The sequence below is a fragment of the Jutongia sp. genome (assembly GCF_057878315.1).
The window spans coordinates 22,189-46,572 of record NZ_DBLXSO010000024.1; the positions used below are offsets into that span (position 1 = coordinate 22,189).

The 24,384-nt window shown below is 45.5% G+C and carries 20 protein-coding genes; 16 read left to right on the forward strand and 4 right to left on the reverse strand.

Features of this window, described 5'->3' with window-relative positions:
- Positions 1–90: 90 nt before the first annotated feature.
- Positions 91–1,374, reverse strand: coding sequence for an ABC transporter permease (locus tag ACZLMD_RS07375; protein ID WP_489495458.1), 1,284 nt, complete (start codon positions 1,372–1,374; stop codon positions 91–93).
- Positions 1,375–1,481: 107 nt separating this feature from the next.
- Positions 1,482–2,396 (reverse strand): ABC transporter ATP-binding protein, encoded by a 915-nt coding sequence (locus ACZLMD_RS07380; RefSeq protein ID WP_489495460.1) that lies wholly within the window; start codon positions 2,394–2,396, stop codon positions 1,482–1,484.
- Between the two features lie 357 nt (positions 2,397–2,753).
- On the opposite strand from ACZLMD_RS07380, the gene ACZLMD_RS07385 reads away from it, so the two are divergent.
- From ACZLMD_RS07385 to phnX, 5 genes are all read left to right on the forward strand, one after another.
- Complete coding sequence (locus ACZLMD_RS07385; RefSeq protein ID WP_484107644.1) at positions 2,754–3,524, forward strand: ABC transporter ATP-binding protein; 771 nt, start codon at positions 2,754–2,756, stop codon at positions 3,522–3,524.
- Positions 3,525–3,526: 2 nt separating this feature from the next.
- Entirely contained in the window at positions 3,527–5,194 is a 1,668-nt protein-coding gene (locus ACZLMD_RS07390; protein ID WP_243100506.1) for an ABC transporter permease, read from the forward strand.
- Positions 5,188–6,195 (forward strand): extracellular solute-binding protein, encoded by a 1,008-nt coding sequence (locus tag ACZLMD_RS07395; RefSeq protein WP_486818174.1) that lies wholly within the window; start codon positions 5,188–5,190, stop codon positions 6,193–6,195. Before ACZLMD_RS07390 ends, ACZLMD_RS07395 begins: the two co-directional genes overlap by 7 nt.
- Before the next feature lie 76 nt (positions 6,196–6,271).
- Positions 6,272–7,360, forward strand: a complete 1,089-nt coding sequence (locus ACZLMD_RS07400; protein ID WP_489495461.1) for a 2-aminoethylphosphonate--pyruvate transaminase — start codon at positions 6,272–6,274, stop codon at positions 7,358–7,360.
- 16 nt (positions 7,361–7,376) lie between these two features.
- Positions 7,377–8,147: a phosphonoacetaldehyde hydrolase gene (phnX, locus tag ACZLMD_RS07405; protein ID WP_489495462.1), complete on the forward strand. Its 771-nt coding sequence runs from the start codon at positions 7,377–7,379 to the stop codon at positions 8,145–8,147.
- A gap of 123 nt (positions 8,148–8,270) precedes the next feature.
- Here the strand turns inward: phnX and ACZLMD_RS07410 are convergent, their stop codons facing one another.
- Positions 8,271–8,891 carry a response regulator transcription factor gene (locus ACZLMD_RS07410; RefSeq protein ID WP_489495463.1) on the reverse strand — a complete coding sequence of 207 codons (621 nt, stop codon included), beginning with the start codon at positions 8,889–8,891 and terminating at the stop codon, positions 8,271–8,273.
- 120 nt (positions 8,892–9,011) lie between these two features.
- The gene (locus ACZLMD_RS07415) at positions 9,012–10,088 is read right to left on the reverse strand and encodes a sensor histidine kinase (protein ID WP_489495464.1); all 1,077 of its coding nucleotides are present in this window, start codon (positions 10,086–10,088) and stop codon (positions 9,012–9,014) included.
- A gap of 269 nt (positions 10,089–10,357) precedes the next feature.
- Here ACZLMD_RS07415 and ACZLMD_RS07420 point away from each other — a divergent pair, with 269 nt between their 5' ends.
- The 11 genes from ACZLMD_RS07420 to ACZLMD_RS07470 all read left to right on the forward strand — a co-directional run bounded on the left by ACZLMD_RS07420 (position 10,358) and on the right by ACZLMD_RS07470 (position 24,113).
- Positions 10,358–11,290, forward strand: a complete 933-nt coding sequence (locus ACZLMD_RS07420; protein ID WP_489495466.1) for an ABC transporter ATP-binding protein — start codon at positions 10,358–10,360, stop codon at positions 11,288–11,290.
- Positions 11,291–11,301: 11 nt separating this feature from the next.
- A complete protein-coding gene (locus ACZLMD_RS07425) occupies positions 11,302–12,435 on the forward strand; it encodes an ABC transporter permease (RefSeq protein WP_022305731.1) in 1,134 nt (377 codons plus the stop codon).
- Positions 12,422–13,582 (forward strand): ABC transporter permease, encoded by a 1,161-nt coding sequence (locus ACZLMD_RS07430; protein WP_484109083.1) that lies wholly within the window; start codon positions 12,422–12,424, stop codon positions 13,580–13,582. The genes ACZLMD_RS07425 and ACZLMD_RS07430 overlap by 14 nt, the downstream gene beginning before the upstream one ends.
- A gap of 214 nt (positions 13,583–13,796) precedes the next feature.
- Entirely contained in the window at positions 13,797–15,719 is a 1,923-nt protein-coding gene (locus tag ACZLMD_RS07435) for a BMP family ABC transporter substrate-binding protein (protein ID WP_482523389.1), read from the forward strand.
- Between the two features lie 93 nt (positions 15,720–15,812).
- On the forward strand, positions 15,813–16,475 hold the full coding sequence (locus ACZLMD_RS07440) for a metallophosphoesterase family protein (RefSeq protein WP_482521729.1): 663 nt from the start codon (positions 15,813–15,815) through the stop codon (positions 16,473–16,475).
- A 61-nt stretch (positions 16,476–16,536) separates the two neighbouring features.
- Positions 16,537–18,333, forward strand: coding sequence for a hypothetical protein (locus ACZLMD_RS07445; protein WP_118559217.1), 1,797 nt, complete (start codon positions 16,537–16,539; stop codon positions 18,331–18,333).
- Between the two features lie 126 nt (positions 18,334–18,459).
- Positions 18,460–20,199, forward strand: coding sequence for an AAA family ATPase (locus tag ACZLMD_RS07450; protein ID WP_489495470.1), 1,740 nt, complete (start codon positions 18,460–18,462; stop codon positions 20,197–20,199).
- A gap of 64 nt (positions 20,200–20,263) precedes the next feature.
- A complete protein-coding gene (gene sigK / locus ACZLMD_RS07455) occupies positions 20,264–20,893 on the forward strand; it encodes an RNA polymerase sporulation sigma factor SigK (RefSeq protein WP_489495472.1) in 630 nt (209 codons plus the stop codon).
- A gap of 111 nt (positions 20,894–21,004) precedes the next feature.
- The gene (locus tag ACZLMD_RS07460; RefSeq protein ID WP_489495474.1) at positions 21,005–21,976 is read left to right on the forward strand and encodes a 3'-5' exoribonuclease YhaM family protein; all 972 of its coding nucleotides are present in this window, start codon (positions 21,005–21,007) and stop codon (positions 21,974–21,976) included.
- 1 nt (position 21,977) lies between these two features.
- Positions 21,978–23,456 (forward strand): 23S rRNA (uracil(1939)-C(5))-methyltransferase RlmD, encoded by a 1,479-nt coding sequence (rlmD, locus tag ACZLMD_RS07465; RefSeq protein WP_489495476.1) that lies wholly within the window; start codon positions 21,978–21,980, stop codon positions 23,454–23,456.
- A 237-nt stretch (positions 23,457–23,693) separates the two neighbouring features.
- Positions 23,694–24,113 carry a SpaA isopeptide-forming pilin-related protein gene (locus ACZLMD_RS07470; RefSeq protein ID WP_489495477.1) on the forward strand — a complete coding sequence of 140 codons (420 nt, stop codon included), beginning with the start codon at positions 23,694–23,696 and terminating at the stop codon, positions 24,111–24,113.
- Positions 24,114–24,384: the final 271 nt, after the last annotated feature.

The following is a 24,384-nucleotide window of genomic DNA, read 5'->3' on the forward strand; positions in this document are numbered from 1 at the left end:
TTATGGTATATAATTTATAAAACAAAAAGCAACGCAATTGACAATCAGTCCGTCAGCGTTGCTTTTGTTATTCGTAAGAGATAATTTCTTCTAGTTGTTCTTTAGATTTTTCAGTGCGGTGGAAAGCTTGATAGGATTACCGTAGCGAAGGGTACCCATACGGTAGATCTTGGCAGCGAGCCATCCCGCAGCGATCGTGGATGCGAAAAGGATCACGGCGGAGATTACAATCTCTGATGTGGCGACACTTCCCATGCCGATCCGCACAAACATGGCGGAGTAGGAAGAAAATGGAAGGAAGGAGCAGATTTTCATGATCGTGCTGTCCGGTGTCGGAAGCTGGAACATAACAATAAAGTAAACGATCATGATCAGCATCTGCAATGTGCCGGCAGATTTGTTGATATCCTCTGTTTTGGAGACAAGTGCGCCCATGGCTCCGTACAGGAATGCATAGAACAGGAAACCGCCGATGCCAAAGATAGCAAAGCCGGTGAGCACGCTGCCCGGTATCTTGAGCAGCATATCCAGCTTATCGCCCCAGTAGGTGTGGTTGACGCTGTAGCCTGCCAGAGCAGCCAGAAGGACAGAGCCGAGCTGTACGATGGCTGCCGTGGCACCGGCAAATACCTTGCCAAACAGAAGGTATTTGGCATCGACACTTGTGACAAGCACCTCGATGGAGCGGTTGCTTTTCTCGACGGTAACAGAGGTGGCAACCATAACACCGTATAAAATGATCATCATGAAGATAACAACAACGAGAGCGTAACAGTACCAGTAATTATCACCGGCATCCTTGCCGAGAATACGCTCCGTGCAGTTGACCGGAGCATCATAGCCTGCAGAGAAGGAAGCGTAATCCAGATCGTTTTGTTCACAGTAGATCTGCTGATGAACCTGAGAAAGAAAGCTCTCGAAGATCGCCTGATTCTCATCGTACATGTTCCGGTTCAGAACATAATATTCATAATTCAGATCGTCTTTCACATCAAAGCCGGCAGAGATTTTTTCGGATTTGACTGCCTTTTTCAGCTCTTTTTCACTTTTCATTGTGACAATCTCCGTATCGGAAAATGCCTGCTTTAAAATGGACAGGTCCTTAAAAATACCGGTTTCATCCACCAGACCGATGGTGCTGTCCGCTTCGTCAGAGCTGTCAGAGGAGGCATCGCTGTTGTCGGATGTATCGTCACTTGCGGCGCTTCCGTTAGTCGGCTTATCAAGACCGAGCATGTCAGACATATCGATAAAGCGTGGCAGAAAGGTTCCGGCGCATAAAAGAACGATCAGTAAAAGTGTGGTTATGGTAAAGGATTTGTTGTTAATGTAGCTTTTTAGTTCAAACCCATATATCGTAAAAAAACGTTTCATAGAATCCTCATTTCCGGCATAAAGCCTTATGTAATATAATCCTGTGCGTTCGTGTTATTCCCATGTTCCGGCATAAAGCCTTAAGGAGCAGATCTCACGCATTCCCCTCATTCTCCGGCTTTCGCTACAAAGATGTCATTTAATGATGGTTTGTATGTCTCAAAATGCTCAATGGTGCAGTCGGAAAGCTCAGACAGTTCGCGTAAAAGTGTCTGGCGGGATACGCCCTCATTTAAGCGGACGATGACATCCTCTTTGGTCTGTCCCGTTATATGGACACTGTTTGCAAGCTTTGTGCGAAGCAGGTCAGCAAAATCCTCCGGAGGCATATCGACAGCGCTCAGAACAAGCTGATCCTTGCCAAAGTCACGCTTGATCGTATCGAGGTGGCCGGACAGAACGATCTCTCCATGATTGATGATAACGATATCTTCACAAAATTCCTCGACATAGCTCATCTGGTGGCTGGAGAAAATGACGATCTTGCCGTCGCGGATCAGCTCCTGCACAACATCCTGCAGAATCTGGGAGTTGACAGGATCAAGACCGCTGAAGGGCTCATCTAAGATCACGATCTCCGGATCGCAGACCAGTGTGGAGGCAAGCTGTACCTTCTGCTGATTTCCTTTGGATAAAGTTTCTAACAGTTTATTTTCATATGGAAGAACCTCTAATCGCTCAAGCCAGTGTCTGGCGTTTATAACAGCGCTTTTGCGGCTGATGCCGCGCAGCATGGCGAGATAAACCATCTGTTCCAGAATCTTTCGTTTTTGGTATAAGCCTCTTTCCTCCGGGAGATATCCGATCTGAACCTTGCGGGGATCAAACGGTTTACCGTCCAGTGTGATCTCTCCGCTGTTCGCATGGAACACATCCATCAGGATACGGATCGTTGTAGTCTTGCCGGCACCGTTGCGGCCAAGCAGACCGAGTGCCTTACCGCTTTCCACGGAGAAGGAAATGCCCTTCAGGACATTTGTCTCACCAAAGGATTTGGTAATATTTTTCACTTCGAGTTTCATAGAAACCTCCATTCATTTTTGAGAAGCTGCTGCAATCGGTTCCAGGGGAACAACAGCAGTTTCTGTTGAAATATAAAGTCTTAATAACCAGTATAAAAAATATCGGAAGAAATAGCAAGTGCCGTCCGAAACAGCTGAGCCCACCTATGCTAAATAACCGGACAAAAGAAATATTATGGGCGAATTACCATCCTTAGTATGGGAAGTCTTAGGAAGAATAAAATCATGGTTGTAGTGGCGAAAATGAATTTACAATCAATTTACGTTTCATTTACTTGAGGGCGGTAGTGGATTTTACATAGCGTTTTTATAATGAATTTCAGTGAGTGAGAGGGTAAAACAGAAAGGAAGACAGAAATGCTTAAATTAGAACATATCAGCAAATCCTTTGACGGCGTCAATGTACTTAACGACCTGTCACTGGAGGTGGAGGATGGCGAGATCGTTTCGATCCTCGGACCGTCAGGCTGTGGAAAGACAACATTATTAAATCTGATCCTTGGTATTACAAAGGCAGATCAGGGACAGATCATATATCAGGGAAAAGACATAACAGAGATTCCCATGGAAAAACGAGAGTTTAATATTGTATTTCAGGATTATGCATTGTTTCCAAATCTGAATGTATATCAGAATATTGTATACGGACTTCGCAACAAACCGAATATTTCCAAGATGGAGGAGGTTGATGCGATGATCGATCTGTTAGAACTCAGACCACATTTAAAGAAAGGAATCGACCAGCTGTCAGGCGGACAGAAACAGCGAGTGGCACTGGCGAGAACCATGGTCATGAAGCCGAAGATCCTCTTGCTTGACGAGCCGCTTTCCGCACTGGATGGTGTGATCAAGGAGTCGATCAAGAGCAAGATCAAAACAATCTCAAGACAGTTTCATCTGACGACGATCATTGTTACCCATGATCCGGAGGAGGCGTTGACCTTATCCGACCGGGTGCTGATCATTGAGAAAGGAAAGATCTCACAGTACGATACACCTCTTGGCATTGTGAATGCGCCGGAGAATGAATTTGTGGAGCATTTCATATTAAATCAGTTAATCATCAAGCGGGATAATATTCTGACATTATTTGGAAATGTACCGTTAGAAGCAGGGAAAGCGGTGTAAAAGTGAGAAAAAATTCAATTGGCATTAAAGTAATATTTATGATTCTGACCGTTTTCTTTGTTCTGTTTTTGGGACTGCCGGTCATTCGTTTACTGTGCCGCTCCTTCTCGGGAGAGGACGGAGGGGTCACACTTTCTGTTTATCAGAGCGTGTTTCAGCAGAAGAAATTTGGACAGGCACTTGGCAACAGTTTTCTGATCGCAGCGCTTGCCGCAGGGCTTGCAACGATTGTCGCATTCATTCTTGCTTATACCTGCTATTATACAAATTTGCCGAAACGCTTCAAAAATATCATACGTCTGGCGGCGATGCTGCCGATGTTTCTTCCAACGATCACATATGGTTTCGCAATTATTTACTCGTTTGGTCATCAGGGATTGATTACGAAAACCTTAGGACATACACTCCCGTTTGAACTTTACGGAATCTTTGGTCTGCTTGTGGGCTACAGTGTGTATACGATACCGGTAGCATTTCTGTTAGTCAGCAATACGATGCAGTACATAGACAAAAAGGTCATGATCGTATCAAAGGTTATGGGAGATAAAGCACATGCAACCTTCTGGATCGCCATTGTGCGTCCGCTTCTCGGAACACTCTGCGGCGCATTTATTCAGGCATTTTTCTTAAGCTTCACGGATTTTGGTATTCCGGCATCCGTAGGCGGCCGGTTTGAGGTTGTTGCAAGTGTGCTATATGACCAGATGCTCGGAGGCATTCCGAATTTCGGAAAGGGAGCCGCAGTAGCGATGATCATGCTGCTTCCGTCGATTGTGAGTATCTGTCTTTTACAGTATCTGGAGCGGTTTAATATCCGTTATAAAAAGATCAGCGACGCAGAACTGTCCCAAAACGTGGTCCGAGATGTTGTGTGGTCAATTTTGTCTGTCATTGCACTTGTTTTGATGCTGTGCATTTTCGTTGTCATCTTTGTGGCACCGTTTGTCACAGACTGGCCAAATAAAATATCCTTTTCCATGGAACATTTCGTGTCTGTTTTTACGGACAGTGATCTGTTAAGCATTTATGGAAATACACTGGCAATGGCAGTTTTATCGGCGGCAGCCGGTACGCTGGCAGCTTATGGCGCAGCACTTGTGACTGCAAGAAGCCGGATGCCGAAGTGGTGCAAGGGTGTTGTGGAAGGGATCGCCATGGTCACGAACACGATACCGGGTATGGTTCTCGGCGTGGCATATATGTTTGTGTTCTCCGGCACCAGTCTGCAGAATACGATGGGACTGCTCATCATCTGTAATGTGATCCACTATTTTTCATCGCCTTATCTTATGATGAAAAATTCGTTGTCCAAACTGAATGAAAGCTGGGAGACAACAGCCGGTCTGATGGGAGATTCCTGGATTAAAACGATCATCCGGATCGTGACGCCAAATGTAAAGGAAAGTCTGTGGAGTGTTTTTGGATATTATTTCACCAACTCCTGCGTTACCGTCAGTGCCATTATCTTTCTGGTTGGTTCCAGAACTATGGTGCTTACCACGAAGATCAAGCAGCTCCAGTATCTCAACAAATTTAATGAGGTATTCGTGTTATCACTGCTGATCTTTTTCACCAATCTGATAGCCAAAGCTCTGTTTGCAGGGCTTGCTAAATATAAACCAATGCGTGTTACGCAAAAATTATTCCAAAAGAAGGAGACATTATGTTAAAAAGAAGAATTATGAGTATGGGACTGGCAGTGATGCTTGCTGCCACAGCGATGACAGGATGTGGAAACAGTGCAAAATCGGGAAGTTCCGATTCCGCAGACAAAAAGGTAGTTATTTATTCCAACGCAGACGATGAGGCGATCACCGCAATGCAGAATGCATTGGATAACAATGGTTATAAAGGAAAATATTCGTTTGAGGGCTTTGGAACCTCCGAACTTGGCGGAAAGCTTTTGGCAGAAGGGAAAAATATCGAGGCAGATATGGTGACAATGAGTACCTTCTATCTGGACAGCGCACAGAAGCAGAACAACATGTTCAAGAAGCTTGATTTTGAGGTAAATACCATTGACAAATTCGGCGATTACGCGGCACCGATCACCTCACAGGAGGGTGCGATCATTTTAAACACCGATCTGATGAAAGAACTCAAGCTGAAAACACCAACCTGCTTAAAGGATCTGACGAAGGCAGAGTATAAGGGACATCTTTCCATTACTGATGTTAAGTCATCTTCTACCGCATGGCTTCTGATGCAGGCTCTGATCTCTGAGTATGGCGAGAAGGAAGCACAGAATATCCTGAAGCAGATCTATATCAATGCAGGAGATCATATCGAAGATTCCGGATCTGCCCCACTGAAGCTCTGCCGTGCCGGCGAGGTTGCAATCGGCTTTGGCCTCAGACATCAGGCAGTTGCCGATAAGGAAGACGGTCAGCCGATTGATTTTGTAGATCCGACCGAGGGTAACTTTTCTCTGACCGAGTCTGTTGCTGTAATTGACAAGGGTGACAAGAGCAATCCTGAGGCAATGAAGATGGCACAGTGCATTATCGAAAACGGTCGTAAGGAGCTGCAGCAGTCTTATCCTAACCCTCTTTACAAGGGAGAGTCCTCTGACAATAAGAATAAGTCAAAATATCCGAAGACCTTCTCAGAGCCGCTTACCTTTGAGCTGTATGAGAAGCATCAGCAGTTATCTGATGAGGTAATGCCATAACAGGGACAAAACTAAAGATGAGTATGAAAAAGGGAAAATAGAATAGAAAATCAAAATTTCAGAAATGAGGCGTAACATGCAATATAAGTTATTAACACCGGGACCGCTTACAACAACGGATACGGTCAAACAGGAAATGATGGTGGATCACTGTACATGGGATGATGATTATAAGCAGGTGACCCAGAAAATAAGAAGTGGTCTGTTAGAGCTTGCAGGCGTATCGCCGGAGGAATATACGACGGTACTGATGCAGGGAAGCGGAACCTTTGGTGTTGAGGCTGCCATAACGACGTTGACCGGGAAGGACGATCATCTTCTGGTCCTTGCGAATGGTTCTTATGGCGAGAGAATGGCAGACATTGCCAGACATGCCGGTATCCATTATCAGATGCATCAGTGGCCGATCGATCAGCAGCCGGATGCCACTACAGTAGAGCAGATCTTAAAGGAGCATCAGGAGATCACTCATGTTTCTATGGTGCACAGTGAAACGACAAGCGGTATTTTAAATGATGTTGCATCCATCGGAGCTGTTGTCAAAAATGCCGGCGCCGTATTTATTGTCGATGCAATGAGCAGCTTTGCCGGTGTGGAGATTCCTGTAAAGGAATGGGGCATTGACTGCATTATCAGCAGTGCCAATAAATGTATTCAGGGTGTGCCGGGCTTTTCCTATGTGATCCTGCGTAAGGATCTGCTCGAGCAGAGCGAGGGAAATGCAAGATCACTTTCTCTGGATCTGTATGACCAGTACAAGACGATGAATGTGGACGGCAAATGGCGTTTCACCTCACCAACACATGTTGTGCTGGCATTTGCAAAGGCAATGGAAGAACTGAAGGAAGAGGGCGGTATTGCAGCACGTCATCAGCGTTATTACAATAATGAGGTACTGCTTCGCGAGAAAATGTCCGCACTTGGGTTTATCCCGTTTTTGGGACAGGATGTACAGGGACCGATCATCACAACCTTCTATTATCCGGAGAACTGCAATTTCACATTTCGTGAAATGTATGACTACATCAAGGACCGAGGATATGTACTATATCCCGGAAAGACAACGAAGGAGGAGACCTTCCGTGTCGGCAACATCGGAGAGATTTATCCGGAGGATATCGAGAAGCTCTGCAGTCTGTTAAAAGAATTTCTGGAATCACGATAGAAAGGACGTTAAAGCGATGGACATTGAACTAGTAATTATGGACTGGGCGGGAACAACCGTGGATTACGGCTGCTTCGCTCCGGTATATGCTTTTGAAAAGGCATTTAAAGAGGTTGGTATCGTACCGACCATGGAGGAGATCCGTGAGCCGATGGGAATGCTCAAAAAGGACCATATCCGCACAATGCTTGCGATGAGACGTATTCATGAACTCTGGCTTGCGCAGAACGGCAAAGAGCCGGATGAGACGGATATTGAGCGAATTTATGATATATTTGAAAAGAAGCTGATGGAGGGGCTGGCGGAATATACCGATCCGAAAGAGGGCTGTCTGGAATGCATGGATAAACTGCGTGAGCACGGTATCCGCATTGGCTCAACCACCGGCTACACACATGCGATGATGGACGTAGTCGAGAAGGAGGCAGCGGCAAAGGGATATCATCCGGATCTTCTGGTCACACCGGAGGACGTGGATGGAAATGGACGCCCGAAGCCGTATATGATCTTCCGCAATATGCAGCTTTTACAAGCAGAGGATGTCCGGAAGGTCATGAAGGTGGGAGACACTGCTTCTGATATGAAAGAGGGCAAGAATGCCGGCGTATATACGGTTGGCGTTCTGGAGGGAAGTTCCGCTCTTGGGATGAGTCAGGAGGAATTTGAAGGACTGACCGGACAGGAGCAGCAAAAGGAGCTTGACCGTGCCAAAAAGATATTGATGGATGCCGGTGCAGATCGTGTGATCCGCAGTTTAAAAGAGCTTCCTCATATTATTTTCTCATAAATAGAATAATGAACACCCAAAGAGCCGGAAATATTTTGTATTTCCGGTTCTTTATTGTATAGGAAAATGTTCGTAACATAGTGAGAATCAAGGAGAAATGCTGGATTTGCCCTTTTGGGTGCGTCAGGAATGTTGATAAAAGAACACGGCAAGCTGGGTGCGGTCGCGCAGCTGCAGCTTCTCGAGAATACCGCTGAGATAGTTGCGGATGGTACCTTCGCTGAGAAAGAGCCGTGCGGCAATTTCTTTGTTGCTGAGCCCCTGCGCTACCAGAGTGATGATCTCGTATTCTTTTTGTGAAATGTCATGAGCACTGTAGTTAAAGGAGGCTTCCTGCTGCATAAGCCCGGGGAGCTTCTCCATGATCTCGCTGCCATAGACATTCTGACCGGAATAGACAGCGTTTAGTGCCGGGATGATCGTTTCATAATCCTGTTTGATGATGTAGCCCTTTGCGCCAAGCTGCAGAGCTTTTGTGATGTACTCGTCATCCAAGAAGGTGGTAAGAAACAGCACTCTGGCATCCGGAAACTGCTCAAGCACATCCGACAGTGCGTCCGTCCCATTGCGGTGCTGCATACGGATATCCATCAGAAGAATATCAGGACGGTACTGCTGATACAGGGGCAATGCATCGCTGCCGTCATGACCGATCGCAGATACATGAATGTCACCGGAGGCTTCGAGGATCATTTTTAATGACATGCAGACAAGCTGGTCATCGTCAATAAGAACTATATTCATAATTGATTTCCTTTCCCATATCAATTTTGTGATTGTTTTCTGTTTCGTTAAATTTGTCTGTTTTTATTTCTGCCTTCTTGATCTGTGGACAAGAAGGATTCTGTATATTCAAGCTGTTCATTACGATTTCGGGATCGATATAAATATGCGGTATCCCTGTTGATCACTGATATGCAGAATGCCGTGAAGAGCTTCCACGCGGTCCCTCATGTTCTGAAGTCCCATTCCGTCCGTGGCGGTTTCTGTCATACCCTCCGGAGCTTTCACGCTGCCGTTATCGGTGATCAGAAGCTGATAAAAGGACGGATGCTCCCTGACGGTGATCTGAACCTGAGTGGCGTTGCTGTGTTTTATAATATTGTTCATGGCTTCCTTTGTGATCGACAAAAAGCAGTATTTGATATTCTTGGGAATCTGTCTCGACATATCATACTGTAGCCGAACCGGGCAGAATGTAAACTGTTTGGTAAGCTCATTTAATGCCGCATTCAGATCAACGGATTCATCGCGCAGATCATGGACACTGCTTCGGATATTGTCCATCGCAAGATTGAGTGTGTCCTTTAAAGCGGACAGATGAGGTGTGATGGATGTGTCCTTACAGACAGCGAGAAGTGCTCCAGTTTGCAGAATAGATCGTGACAGCATATGTCCCACGTTGTCATGGATTTCTCTGGCAATGCGGTTTCGCTCGCGCAGGGTTGCAATGTAGATCTGGTCGTTTTGATTTTCCAGTATTCTGCGGTTTGCCTCCCGCAGGGAAAGCTCCTGCTCGACACTGTTATCCCGGAGCAGATGGATCTGTTCGGTTAAGCGGGTGCGTGACCGGTTGGTATATGCCAGATAAAAGCCTATGGCTGCGATCAGCAGAAGAAACGGAACCGGTCTGCCGGAGATCCGATAACTGTAAGTGATCAGTGGGAGCAGATAAAGTCCGGCGGGAACAAACTGTTTATGCAGGAAAAATACATAACAGTGCCACGGCAGAAATATCGTCATCTCCGGATAGAAAAAGCAGAGGATCAAAGCCATAATTCCCAGATAACTGCGCTGTCTGTCTGAGGAACATAACAGCTCAAAGCAATATATTGTGATCAGAAACAAAACACCGGTAATATGTACCGGATCCGGTTTAAACGCCGGATAGACCAGACTGCAAAGGATAAACAGTAAAACAGAATCTATATAAATGCACATGGATATTCCCTCTTTCTGCGGTTTGAACTGCATACGCTGTGAACATGCTTATTATACGGGATTTGCGGCGGGATATCTACCGGTATTTCCGGAATGTGACAAATGTCATATGCGCTTTTTACATTTTTCACTATCATTGTGAATGAGATTTCGGTATCATAGAATTGTATCCGGGGGCAGGAGTTTGTCCGGGTGAAATTGATATCAGGAAAGCAGGAGAAAATATCTGTGGAATTTGTAAGCAGGTTTTTCAGAAATGTGAGGTTTGTATGGTTGTAAAAATAGAAAATCTGGTAAAACGATATGGTGATCTGGTAGCCGTGGATCATTTCAATCTGGAAATTGAAGAGGGAGAGATCTTCGGACTTCTGGGACCGAACGGCAGCGGCAAGTCAACAACGATCCATTGCCTGTTGTCTCTGCTGACGTATGATAAAGGTCACATTGAAATCTTTGGTAAGGAGATGACGCCGACCGGCTATGACATCAAAAAGGACATTGGCATCATTATGCAGAATGTCGCGGTATTCGAGGAGCTTACCGTTTATGAAAATATTGATTATTTCTGTGGTCTGTACATCAAAAACAAGGCAGAGCGAAAAAGGCTGGTGGAGGAAGCAATTGACTTTGTGGGACTTACGGAATACCGGAAATTTTATCCGAAAAAGCTGTCGGGAGGACTTCTTCGCCGGTTAAATATTGCCTGTGGAATTGCTCATAAGCCGAAGCTGATCATTCTGGATGAGCCGACGGTTGCGGTGGATCCTCAGAGCCGCAATAAGATCCTCGAGGGGATCCGGGAGCTGAACAGACAGGGAGCCACGATCATTTACACCACGCATTATATGGAGGAAGTCGAGCAGATCTGCACCAGAATTGCCATTATGGATAAAGGCAGAAATGTTGCACTCGGCACGAAGGATGAGCTTAAGGCGATGATCGATCTGGGAGAGACGATCCAGATGGAGCTGTCTGATTTTTCGGAGGAGATTTCCGATGCAGTCAGAGCACTTCCGCATGTGATCAATGTAAGCCTTGAAAATGGACTGCTCAAGGTTCGTTTCTCAAAAGGAAAGCACAATCTTTTACGTCTTCTGGATCTTTTAAAGGATAAGGAGATCGTGTTTGGGAATGTTCATTCTGAGCTTCCGACCTTAAACGATGTATTTTTGGAAATAACCGGTAAGGAACTCAGAGATTAGGAGGTGGTATTATGTTGCATGTGAGATATCGAATGAAAACCATGCTGCGTCAGAAAACACTTCTGTTCTGGTCTCTGGCATTTCCGATTATTCTCGGAATGTTGTTTTATTTTATGTTTGGCGGGATCAATGATCTTGAGCAGTTTGAGGAGGTGCCGGTAGGTGTTCTGACAAACAGCGATCTTCCGGAAATGTTTGTGAGCATGATGGAGGAGGTACAGACGGAGAATAAAATACCGCTGTTTCGTGTGAAAAAATATACAGACAGGAAGCAGGCGGAGAAAGCGCTGCAGGACGAAAAGATATACGGAATCGTTCAGGGAGGAGAGGAGTTATCCCTTATCGCCAAAACTTCGGACAATTACAGCAGTCTGATCAAGACATTTCTGGATCAGTACCGCGAGAATACCGCCTTGATCGAGGATATCGCCAGGAAGGATCCGGACAAGGTGGCAGATCTTGTGCAGGCTCTGGCGGCAGGAACACAGGCGCAGATCAAGGAGATTTCGTTAAAAGGAACCGACAAGGATCCATACGCTCAGTATTTCTATGCATTGATCGCCATGACCTGTCTGATCGGCACAATGGTTGGAATGCACAATGGCAATGATATTCAGGCAGATCTGACGGCGGTGGGTGCCAGAAGAAATGTTGCGCCGACACCGAAGCTTCGTCAGGTGCTGAATGATTTTATCGCAACATACATTTTGTACTGTATCATTGTGGCGATCGTAACAGGCGTCTGTGTCTTTGTATATGACCAGGATTTCGGACAGAACGCGGGACTGGTTCTGCTGGGAGGATGGATCGGCAGCTTTACGGCACTCGCGATCGGCGAGGTGATCGCTGTATTTATCAAAGGACCTGTCCAGAAAAAGGAAGGTGTCTGCGTGGCGGTATTTATGATAAGCTCCTTTCTTGCCGGACTGCAGTGGGGAGATATCACATTTCTCATTGAAGAGCATTGTCCGGTTATCAACCGGATCAATCCGGGGACATTGATCGTGAACGGCTTTAAGAGTCTGTCCGTATATGGGGACAGACGCAGCTATGTGATCAATATGGTGACACTTGCTCTGATCGGTATCGTCAGTGTGCTCATCAGTGTGTGGAAACTCAGGAGGGTGCGATATGAGAATATTTAAAGCATATTTTTTGATATTAAATAAATACAAGGGAACGGTTTTTATTTTCTTTGCGGTGTTTATGTCCCTATCGCTGATCATGGCGAAGGTAAACGGCGGTGGCGGAGCATCCTCTTTTCAGCAGGACAGTTTGGATATCGCAGTTGTGGATGAGGATCAAGGAGAATTTGCCGGTCAGATCAGGGAGTATTTTGGGACACATAATCAGGTGACCGAAATGAAAATGGATCAGGATAAGATTGCAGATGCGCTGTATTGGAGAAAGCTCGACTATGTATTAGTCATTCCGGAGGGAACGGACGAGGTGCTTTCCAAGGGAGAGATGCCGGAGCTTTCCTGCATGAAGGTGCCGGGCTGTTTTGATTCCGCATATTTTGAGGCGGCTTTGCAGATGTATCTTCAGAAAATGACCGCACTGACTGGGAATGGAATCAGTCTGCGCGAAGCAGGACAGAAGCTGACAGCTCTGCAGAAGAAGGAGACAAAGGTGCATATGGCATCCTTTGTCAATAAAAGACAGGGCGATATGAGTACACGGTTCTTTCTGTATGTTCCATATCTGTTTATTGCGGTTGGTGTGTCCGGAATCGGTCTGGTGCTGCTTCGGCTGAACCGCAGGGAGGTACGGGAACGGACGGAATGCAGCTCTATGCCGATGAAGAAAAGAGTGGCCGCGATTACGGCAGCAGTGCTTGTATATGGGGGCGGCTTGTATCTGTTTGTGCTTGTGGCAGCAGTCGTTATATCCGGTGGCAGCATTCTTACCGATCCGCGTCTGCCGTGGTTTGCCGTGAATATTTTCACGATGCTTCTGTTTGGATTAAGCCTTGGCTTTTTCGCCGGCATGGTTGCCAAAACGGATGATGCCATCAACGGTATTGTGAATGTGTTGAGCCTGGTACTTTGCTTCCTCGGCGGCGTTTTCGTTCCAAGGCAGTTTTTCGGAGCCGGGGTACAGAATGTGGCGAAAATATTTCCGACCTACTGGTATGTGGTGAATAATGAGAGCATCGGTGCTATGAAAACAGTATCGCATACCTTTGTGAAAAATATTCTGACCCAGTCCATGGTATCTCTGGGATATGCGCTTGTGATCTTTGCGGTGACACTTGTGATCGTTTCGGCAAGGCGCACATCGGAGGCATAAAATATGACAGGAGCCGTCAGACAGGCTGATGTGAATTCAAGTGGTCTGCGGCTTCTTTTTTGTGTATAGGAAAATGCTCGTAATGAGGTGGAAATCAGGGGCAAAATGCTAGATTTGCCCTTTTTTGGTGATTTTCAGGGGATAATTATTGTAAGACAAACAGAATATATAGTATAATCAGGAAAGGTATAATGTTACGGAAAGGAGATACCATATGGCATACGATGATTATCTGAAAGCACAGAAGTTAGCACTGAAAGCATATAAAAGTAAAACACTGCAGGGAAGTTATCCATATCTTCCGGTTCTGGATGAGATTTTATCTCATGTGCATATAGAGCGCGAGGAGAATCTTGGCACGATCAACATCCCGGCGAAGCAGGTGATCGGAACCTCTTCCGCAGGACGGACGCAGGCATTTGCCTGTAATTTCATGCCGCTTTTAAACTATGGCAGTGAGTTTTCCGTGAAATGGTCTCTGCTGTATGATGCGCAGATTCAGGAGGGAATTCATACGCCGATCAAGGTGTATGAGTTTTTAAATAAATATTATGTTGTCGAGGGAAATAAAAGGACAAGCGTATTAAAGTACGTGGGTTCTCCGACCATTCCGGCAGAGGTGATCCGCAAGGTGCCGCGTCTGACGGACGATCCGGATATTCAGATTTATTATGAATTTATGGATTTCTACCGGAATTCAAAGATCAATTATGTCGTATTTACCAGAAAGGGAAGCTATCAGAAGCTTTGCCAGTATGTGGGAAAGGGAGAGGATGAACAGTGGTCCGAGGATGACTGCATGAACTTTTCCTCCTTTCATGTGGCATTTTATAATGCATATAAGGCGATGGGCGGCAACGAATTAAAGGGGATGACAGAGGATGATGCAATGCTGTTTTATCTGTCCCTTTATCCGTACAGTGAATCCATGGAAAAACTGTCCGGTGAGATCAAAAAGGATCTGGCAAAGATCTGGCAGGAAATTGTAACACTGGCTGAGGATGAGCCGGTGGAGCTTTTGACCGTTCCGAATACAGAGACCTCCATGATCAAAAAGATGCAGTCGCCGAAGGTGCATAAAGTGGCATTTGTCTATGATGTCAAGCCGTCGGAATCCGACTGGATCTACGGACAGGAGATGGGAAGAAAGCATATCATTGATGCCTTTCATGGAGATATTGATGCCAAAGCATTTATCGCAAAGCCGTATGAGGACGATGAGGAGATACTGCGTAAGCTCTGTGAGGAGGGCTATGACATTATTTTTGCGATCGCGCCGATGTTTGTGCGAGCCTGCATCAAGATCGCCCCGCTCTATCCGAACACAAAGATATTAAACTGCTCGCTTAACTCACCGCATGCCTCGATAAGAACCTATGGAATTCGTATTTATGAAGGAAAGTTCCTGCTTGGAATGATCGCAGCAAGCTTAAGTGAGCAGGATGATATCGGCTATCTTGCAGATTATCCGATCTACGGCGTGATCCCCGGCATCAATGCGTTTGCGCTCGGGGCAAGAATGATCAATCCGAGAGCGAGGATCCATCTTCAGTGGTCTACAATGCAGGACTGCCCTTCCGATCAGTATTTCCTTGACCGAGGGATTTCGTTTATCTCATCCCAGAACATGATCTCGCCGACGAAGGAAGACCGTACTTTGGGACTGTACCATTTATCGGACAAGGGGACCAGAAATGTTGCCACGACGGTTTATCAGTGGGGCGCGTTTTATGAGGAGCTGATCAACAGTATTATGCGCGGTTCCTGGAAAACGGATTCGACGAAGGAGCCGAAGGCGTTAAATTACTGGTGGGGTCTTTCTGCCAATGTACTGGATGTGATCTTGGGCAGCAGTATCCCGGAGAACACCTGCCGTCTGATCCGTTTCCTGAAAAGTTCGATCGCAAACGGAAGCTTTACTATCTTCTCCGGTATATTGTACGACAACGAACATACAATGCGCTGTGGGGAGAATGAAGCGCTGACGCCGGAGGACGTCATGATGATGGACTGGCTCATCGAAGGTATTGAGGGAGAGATTCCGACGATTGACCAGCTGAGTGATCACGCAAAGGATCTTGTGCGGCTGCGAGGTCTGAAGCAGACGTTAAGTGAGGGAGAACGACAGCTTGTGTGATCCGTATGAAACAGATATCAAAGTGATCTCATACGGCAGATTTTGTGCCTGTGACCGGGCGTTTGCGGGCTGAGAAGAGCATGAGGGATTAGTATGAAAATTTTATTGCTAGCGGACGAAGAATCGAAATATCTTTGGGATTATTTCGAAAAAGAAAAATTAGATGGGATCGATCTGATCATTTCCTGTGGGGATCTGAAAGCGGAGTATCTGTCGTTTCTGGCGACATTTACGACGGTTCCGGTTCTTTATGTACACGGCAATCATGATGTGCATTACGACAGAAAGGCGCCCGACGGCTGCGTCTGTATTGACGATGCCGTGTTTGTGTATAAGGGACTTCGGATCGCAGGACTTGGAGGTTCGATGAGCTATTCTATGAGAAAGTATCAGTACACCGAGCGTCAGATGTATCAACGGTGGTCCCGCCTGAAATGGAAGGTCCGCATCCGCGGCGGACTGGACATTCTGGTGGCACATGCACCGGCAAAGGATCTTGGCGATGCCGAGGATCTGCCGCACCAGGGCTTCCGGTGCTTCCGCTGGATCATGAAGCATTATAAGCCGGCTTATTTTTTCCATGGTCATGTACATATGAATTATCGTCGTGACCAGCCGCGGGTCAGCCATTATCTGGACACAACGATCATCAATGCCTACGAGCGGTATGTGATCGAGGTGCCGGAGCCGGCCAAGAAGCGCAAATTCTGGGAGAGGATGAATAAGCTGCTGTATCCAAAGGATATTTATTATTAAGGAGTATTGAAAAGGGAAAAGTGAAATTGTAACCGACATATCGTTTGCAAAGGAGAATTCTATGAAGAAAATTACAAAAGTGATCGTGGTGGCAGCCATTGCTGTGGTAGTGCTTGGGGGAGTATCTATCCTCAAACATGCAAACACAGAGAGCCGGCAGAAGGAATGCCGGAAGGTGATCGATGGCTTTGAGTATCAGTACACGGTACAAGGCGATGAAGCATGGATCCAGAATATCAGACCTCTTGGCGATAAAGATCTTTCGGTGCTTAAAATACCTTCAAAGCTGGGAGGAAAGGCGGTCACCAAATTAGGAGATGAGAATGACCGCTTTGATAAGGAGGAATCCACATCCGGAAATACAGTTTGTGATATTTTCGGAGAAAAATATATGGAAGATTCTACTGCGCAGACGACTTATATCTATCCGGACGATGTACATGACCGGGTGGCTGATATTCAGGAAATATATCTGCCGGATACCTTAAAATATATTTCCTTCAATGCATTTCGTTATGTGCAGGATGGCAAGTCCCTGTATTTTTCTGCACCGATTCATACGGAGCTGAAAGATACCAGTCTTCTGGACGTTGTATGGGAGAAGCTGGTGCTGCCGGAGAATATGGAAGAATACCAGGTATTAAACGGCTGTCTCTGTTCCAAAAATGGGACAGATGTTTATGGGATTGCAGAGAATGCACAGAAGGTATCGGTTCCGGAAGGAACAAAAACTTTGACCATGCAAAGGATACCGTCGGAACTCGAAGAACTTGTGATTCCGGCAAGTGTGGAAAAGATATCTCTGGAGCTGCCGTACAATTATGCTGCGGCGCAAAATATCGATTTTAATGTTTCCGGATCAAATTCGAGATACGCCGGACAAAAGGGCGCTTTATATGATAAAACAAAGGGAAAACTGCTGATCGCGTCCATTCAGGACGGCAGTATGACAATTCCGGAATCAATCTCCATGATCGATCAACCGGTGGTCCTTGGTGATGGCACGAAGCTGCGTACGGTTAAGCTTTCACCGGATGTGCTGTCGGTGAAATTCAGTGGGTATGATGACGACAGGATTCCATACTATCGACGTGGTGTAAATTTCGTGATACAGGGGGATCATGCTCCGAAATTTTATGACAAAATCTATCAGTCAAATGTTGTGTCTGCTTCTGATATTGGCAAGAAGGATCTGAAGCAGTTAAAAGCATACCGGAAGCTGGTGAAGGATCCTGCTGCATGGAAAAAGGTCAACGGAAAATATCAGTATCCGGTGTGTCCGTACGGAGCATATTCTTTTCTTGCTGTGGATTATCAGAAGGAATATGATTCCTTGTTTGATGCTCCCAAAAGCCTGCTGGCAGACATGTCCACAGAGGAGTTATTTGAATTTGTTATGCGAAATCCGGTGGCAAACAGCCTGATGGATCAGGACCGCTATTATGCAGAAGGAATCGAGTATGCAGCAAAGCGCATTCCGGCACTGCGCATTCTTCTGAACCGGGAGGACTTGTATCAGACCGTGATCAAATATTATAAGAAATACCAGATTCCTGCCGATGCATCCGGGATAAAATGTGAAATGAATTATCCGTCTGAGAATGATTTGCTCAAGTCGGTTTATCTGCGTTACACGGCAGTCAATACGTTAAATTACTGTGAGTCAATTCTGGTCATGTGGGCGGACAGGAACTCAGAGCAATTAAGAAACAAAGCAAAGAATGTTTTGCAGCAGAAAATAAAAGAAGCTAAGGATTCGGAATTTCTGGATGAATTGAGTCAGTTTGCATGGGATCTCGGGCAGGATACGAGCGTGCCGGAGGACACCGAAATGTATCTGGCAGCATTGGTTCCGTAAAGAATCGGGCAGGAAAAGCACAGTTGTTTTGCTATTCAATGTGGCTTGTAACCTTGAGAAAATATCGCTATAATGAAACAAAGTGTATAGGAGTTGTATAGTGCTAAAATGAAAGCAGGTGAGTGTATGAAAAAGGCGATTAGTATAGGAATACAGGGATTTTCTGCTTTGAGAGAGCAAGATTGTTTTTTTGTAGATAAGACAAATTTTATAAAAGAATGGTGGGAAAACCGGGATGTTGTAACATTAATCACACGTCCGCGGCGTTTTGGTAAGACGTTAAATATGAGTATGCTGGAGTGTTTCTTTTCTAATAAATATGCGAATCGGGCAGATCTGTTTGAGGGACTTTCTATCTGGCAGGAAGAGGCGTACCGGAAACTGCAGGGATCATATCCGGTAATATTTTTGAGCTTTGCGGCAGTGAAAGCGGGAAATCTGGAGGATGCCAAAACCCAGATTAAACAGGAGATTGCAAGGTTGTACCGGGAAAACAGGAATCTCATGAAAGAAGATATTTTTGGTGAGGATGAGCGTGAATTATATTACCAGACAACAGTAAAGATGGATGATGTTACGGCACAGGATTCTTTGAGAAATCTGTCTGAATGGATGGAACGTTATTACGGTAAGAAAGTCATCATTCTTTTGGATGAATATGATACACCAATGCAGGAGGCATATGTTCAGGGATACTGGGATGAATTTACAGCTTTCGTGAGAAGCTTGTTTAATGCATCCTTTAAGACGAATCCTTATTTAGAGCGTGCTATTATGACGGGAATTACGAGAGTCCGGTATCCAAAGTGTGTGAAGTTTGCGGAGCAAACTTCTAATGGCTCGGTGTTAACCGAGCCTATTTTTTCTGATTTGAATAATTTACAGGTGATTACAACAACGTCTGATTTATACGCAGACTGCTTTGGATTTACGGAGTCAGAAGTGTTTCATGTGCTCGATGAGTTTGGAATGGGAGATAAGAAGGATGAAGTAAAACAGTGGTATGATGGCTTTACCTTTGGAGAACATAAGGATATTTATAACCCATGGTCTATTACAAATTATCTGGACAAAAGAAAAACCTATCCATATTGGGCTTCGACCAGTTCCAATGGGCTTGTCAGCCGCCTGATCCGAACTGCATCTGCCGATGTGAAGGAGAAGATGGAGGATCTTTTAAACGGACGGGAAATTGTTGTAAGTTTTGATGAGCAGATCGTCTATAATCAATTGGATCATAATGAAAATGCAATTTGGAGTCTTTTGCTTGCCAGTGGCTATTTGAAGGTGAAACATGTTGATTACCGAGGCATTACAAGAGAACCGTGGTATACGCTGGACATTACAAATATTGAGACCTTGAGTATGTTTACGACAATGTTTCAGGATTGGTTTCAAAATCAGGATGCGAACTATGGTTATTTTATGAAAGCTCTGATTAACGGTGACTTGGAGGCAATGAATTATTATATGAACAAGGTTGCTCTTGCCACATTCAGTTATTTTGATGTGGGAAGCGGAAATGGGAGTGATCCGGAACCGGAGCGTTTTTATCATGGCTTTGTGCTTGGACTCATTGCAGAGCGTGCAGGGATCTATGAGATACGTTCTAATCGGGAGAGCGGATTTGGAAGGTATGATATTATGATGATTCCGCAGGAGCGTGAGAAATATCCGGCGATCATTATTGAATTTAAGGTGTGCAGCCGGATGAAAAAGGAGACTCTGGAAGAAGCGGTTCAGTCTGCGTTGGATCAGATAGTTGACAAAAACTATGATGCAGAACTGTTATCACAGGGAATTGCGGCAGATAGGATCCGTCATTACGGCTTTGCCTTTGAAGGAAAAAGAGTTTTGATCGGGTAGGAAAAGCACAGACATCTTCCTTCGCGCATAGGATAGAAGGAAAGCGTGAAAGAGGTATGTCATTATGCAGTCTTTTCCACAGCCTCCCAGCGCAAAAGAGGAAAGAGAGTATCTGAAAAGGTGCCGGGCGGGAGATAAGGATGCGAGGAATGCTCTGATCGAGCGCAATCTGCGTCTGGTCGCATATATCGCCAAAAAGTATGCCTCGATGGATCGGGACATGGAAGATCTTATTTCCATAGGAACGATCGGTCTGATCAAGGCGGTGGATTCGTTTGATGAATCCAAGGGGATACGGCTTGCCAGCTATGCCTCCAGATGCGTTGAGAATGAATTGCTGATGAACTTCCGGGCAAGGAAGAAAACAGCAAGAGATGTGTATCTTTATGACACGATCGGATCTGATAAGGAAGGCAACGAGATCAGTCTGATCGATATTATTGAATATGAGGACGAGGATATTCCGGAACGGTTGACAAGAGAACAGCATTTGCGGAAATTAAAGGGTTTTATGAATGAGGTTCTGACGAAGCGGGAGAGGGAGATCCTGGGACTTCGCTATGGACTGGATGGGCAGAGGGAGTGGACGCAGAAAGAGGTGGCACAGCGCTATGGCATCTCCAGATCCTATGTGTCCCGTATCGAAAAAAAGGCGCTTCTCAAATTAAATCAGTGTTATCAGGCATTGATGTGACGGAAGAGAGAATAATTTTGGACGGTGCTCTTGTGGGGGGAGAATGAATGTGATACACTTATCTCGATTATGTTTTGCAGTTATGCATTGAAGAGAGAAAGGGACAGAAATATGTATTACATCAGTGAATATAAAGAAGGAGATAAATTTACCGGAATCTATCTGTGTAAGAGCAAGCAGATTCTTAAAACGAAGGCGGGAAAGACCTATTACTCCCTCCTTCTTCAGGATAAGACAGGAATTATTGACGCAAAGATCTGGGAACTGAATAACGGGATCGCCGATTTTGATTCTATGGATTTTGTCATGACGGACGGAATGGTGACATCCTTCCAGGGAGCACGTCAGGTCAATATCCGCCGCCTGCGCAAGGCTGAGGAGGGCGAATACGATCCGGCAGAGTACATACCTTCCTCAAAGTATGATATCGAGGAAATGTATCAGGAGCTTTGTGGGATCATTACTTCTTTGAAGGAGCCTCATTTAAAACAGCTTGCCGAGAATACCTTCATCAAGGACACCGCATTTGTCAAGGAGTTCAAGGTACATTCCGCAGCGAAAGCAGTGCATCACGGCTTCGTGGGCGGACTGCTGCAGCACACACTGGCAGTAACCAGACTGTGTGATTTTATGGCAGCGAATTATTCGGTATTGGATCGTGATCTTTTGCTGACCGCAGCGATTTTCCACGACTTTGCAAAGGTATATGAGATTTCTAATTTCCCGATGAACGATTACACCGATGATGGTCAGCTTCTGGGACACATCTTTATGGGTGCAGAAAAGATCGGACAGAAGATTCAGGAAGTACCGGGATTTCCACCGGTTCTTGCCTCCGAACTGCGTCACTGTATTCTGTCGCACCATGGGGAGCTTGAGTTTGGCTCGCCGAAGAAGCCTGCTTTGGCAGAGGCGATCGCTCTCAGCTTTGCGGATAATACCGATGCGAAGCTTGAGACCATCACAGAGATTTACGACAAGGCAGAGCCTACCACAGAGTGGCTTGGTTTCAGCCGTTATGTAGATTCCAATGTGCGCCAGAGCTCCGGTTATGTACAGAAAAAGAAAGGAAACAAAATCTGACATGGCATCAAATAAGAACAATCATGATACATGCCCCGATGGGCAGAAAATGCCACAGCTTGAAAAGGGGCGGGAGATTTCTTTAAAAATAGAAGACATGGGAACAGATGGAGAGGGTATAGGCCGTTTAGACGGTTATACCCTTTTTGTCAAGGATGCACTGGAGGGGGATCTGGTACGCGTCAAGATATTAAAGACCAAGAAGCGGTACGGATATGCCAGACTTCTGGAGGTGATCGAACCGTCACCGTGGCGTGTCACGCCAAAGTGTGACTGCGCCCGTGCATGTGGTGGCTGTCAGATCCAGCACTGCAGCTATGAAAAGCAGCTTATCTGGAAAGAGAAAAAGGTACGGGACTGCCTGCAGCGGATCGGCGGCTTTGCGGAGATTCCGATGGAGCCGATCATGGGAATGGACAAGCCATATCATTACCGTAACAAAGCGCAGTTTCCGGTAGGCTATGACAAAGAAGGCAATCTGGTCACAGGATTCTATGCAGGAAGGACACATTCCATTATACCAAACACCGACTGTGTCATTCAGCATCCGTGCAATCATGCGATTCTGGAAACCGTTCTCTCCTTTATGAAAACGTATCACATAACCGCATACAATGAGAAAACGCATACGGGACTGGTGCGCCATATATTGACAAGGGTTGGTAAATATACCGGCGAAGTCATGGTGTGCCTGATCATCAACGGAAATAAGCTGCCTTATTCAGAAAAGCTGGTAGAAGCCCTTCTTTTCTGTCCAATAAATGGGGCAGGAAAGAACACCCCAAAAGAAAATGAATCAGACGATAACTGCCAGATAAAAAGCATCTGCCTGAATATCAATCAGGAGAAAACAAACCGGATACTCGGAGATAAGATTGTCCAATTATATGGACAGACCTATATTGAGGACAAGATAGGAGATATCACTTACCGCATTTCACCACTGTCCTTTTATCAGGTAAATCCGGAGCAGACACGCAAGCTTTACACAACTGCACTCGAATACGCAGATCTTCACGGGGACGAAGTCGTGTGGGATCTGTACTGCGGCATCGGAACAATCTCTCTGTTTCTTGCACAGAAGGCAGCAAAGGTCTGCGGTGTCGAGATCGTCCCACAGGCAATCGAGGATGCCAGAGACAATGCAAGACGTAACGGCTTTACCAATGCGGAATTCTTCGTGGGCGCCGCTGAGGATGTTGTGCCGGAGCAGTACGAGAAGAGTGGCGACGCACTGCGGGCAGATGTGGTGACAATTGATCCTCCGCGGAAGGGCTGTGACGAGAAGCTGCTTCGCACCGTGGTTCAGATGGAGCCGGAGAAGATTGTATATGTAAGCTGTGATCCGGCAACGCTCGCAAGAGATCTGAAGTATCTGTGCGGGGAGGGGTATGAGCTGAAGAGAGTGCGAGCCTGTGACATGTTTGGACATAGCGGGCATGTGGAGACAGTGGTTGGACTACAACGGAAAAGTATGTAGAAATCCTTGAATTTACGCACTTTACAGAGTTTTGGACTTTTAATGAAGTTGGTGTAAATCATAAAGAAAAAGTACAAGTTCGTAAAGTGGAGGTGTCTGTGGTACTTGACCTTGACATGTGAAACACAATTTCTGTATATAAAAGTGAATAGAGATCATCAATTATGATGAATGTAGGGATACTTGCAACAGAGTGTCCCTATTTTTATATAAGGGCATTCCTAACAGGGATGCCTTTTGAATTTTAGGAAAGGAGATGCAGAACATATCCAGCTTTTGAAACTGGACAAGGAGACAGGGCAGGCTCTCGGTGGCGTAAAGTTTGTTGTAACCGATTCCAAAGGAAACAAAGTAATGAAATTTGTTACAAAAGATGATGCTTACGACATCACGGGTAAACTGATTGTTGGAGAGACTTACACATTTACAGAGATTTCTGCTCCATCCGGTTATCAGCTGGCAAAGCCGGTACAGTTGACGATCAAAGACACTGGGAAAGTGCAGACAGTGACTGTTAATGATGCACCGATTCCAGAAGTACCGGATACACCACAGACAGGAGGAAACATGCCAATCATTCCGATTGCAGCAGGATTGCTTATGGTAGTTGGTGCAGCAGTGATGATCTGGAAGAAAAGAGCAGTGGTAAAGAAATAAGTTTTTAGTAGATGTCTGGCAGTTCATTTGGTATAATTATGGTGCAGGGGACAAGGAATTGTTCCCTGCATTATACAATCAATTGTTTACAGAAATAAAAATAGATGCAAAGATAGAAATAAATGTTTTTGTTGATAGGGCATGAGAGGAGTGTAGATAAAATGTATGGAGAGGAATTAAAGGGTATAATTGAAGAGTATTTGAGAGATTCTAAGGCTGAATATGCTGTAATGATAGATGGAGATTGGGGGTCAGGAAAAACATATTTTTT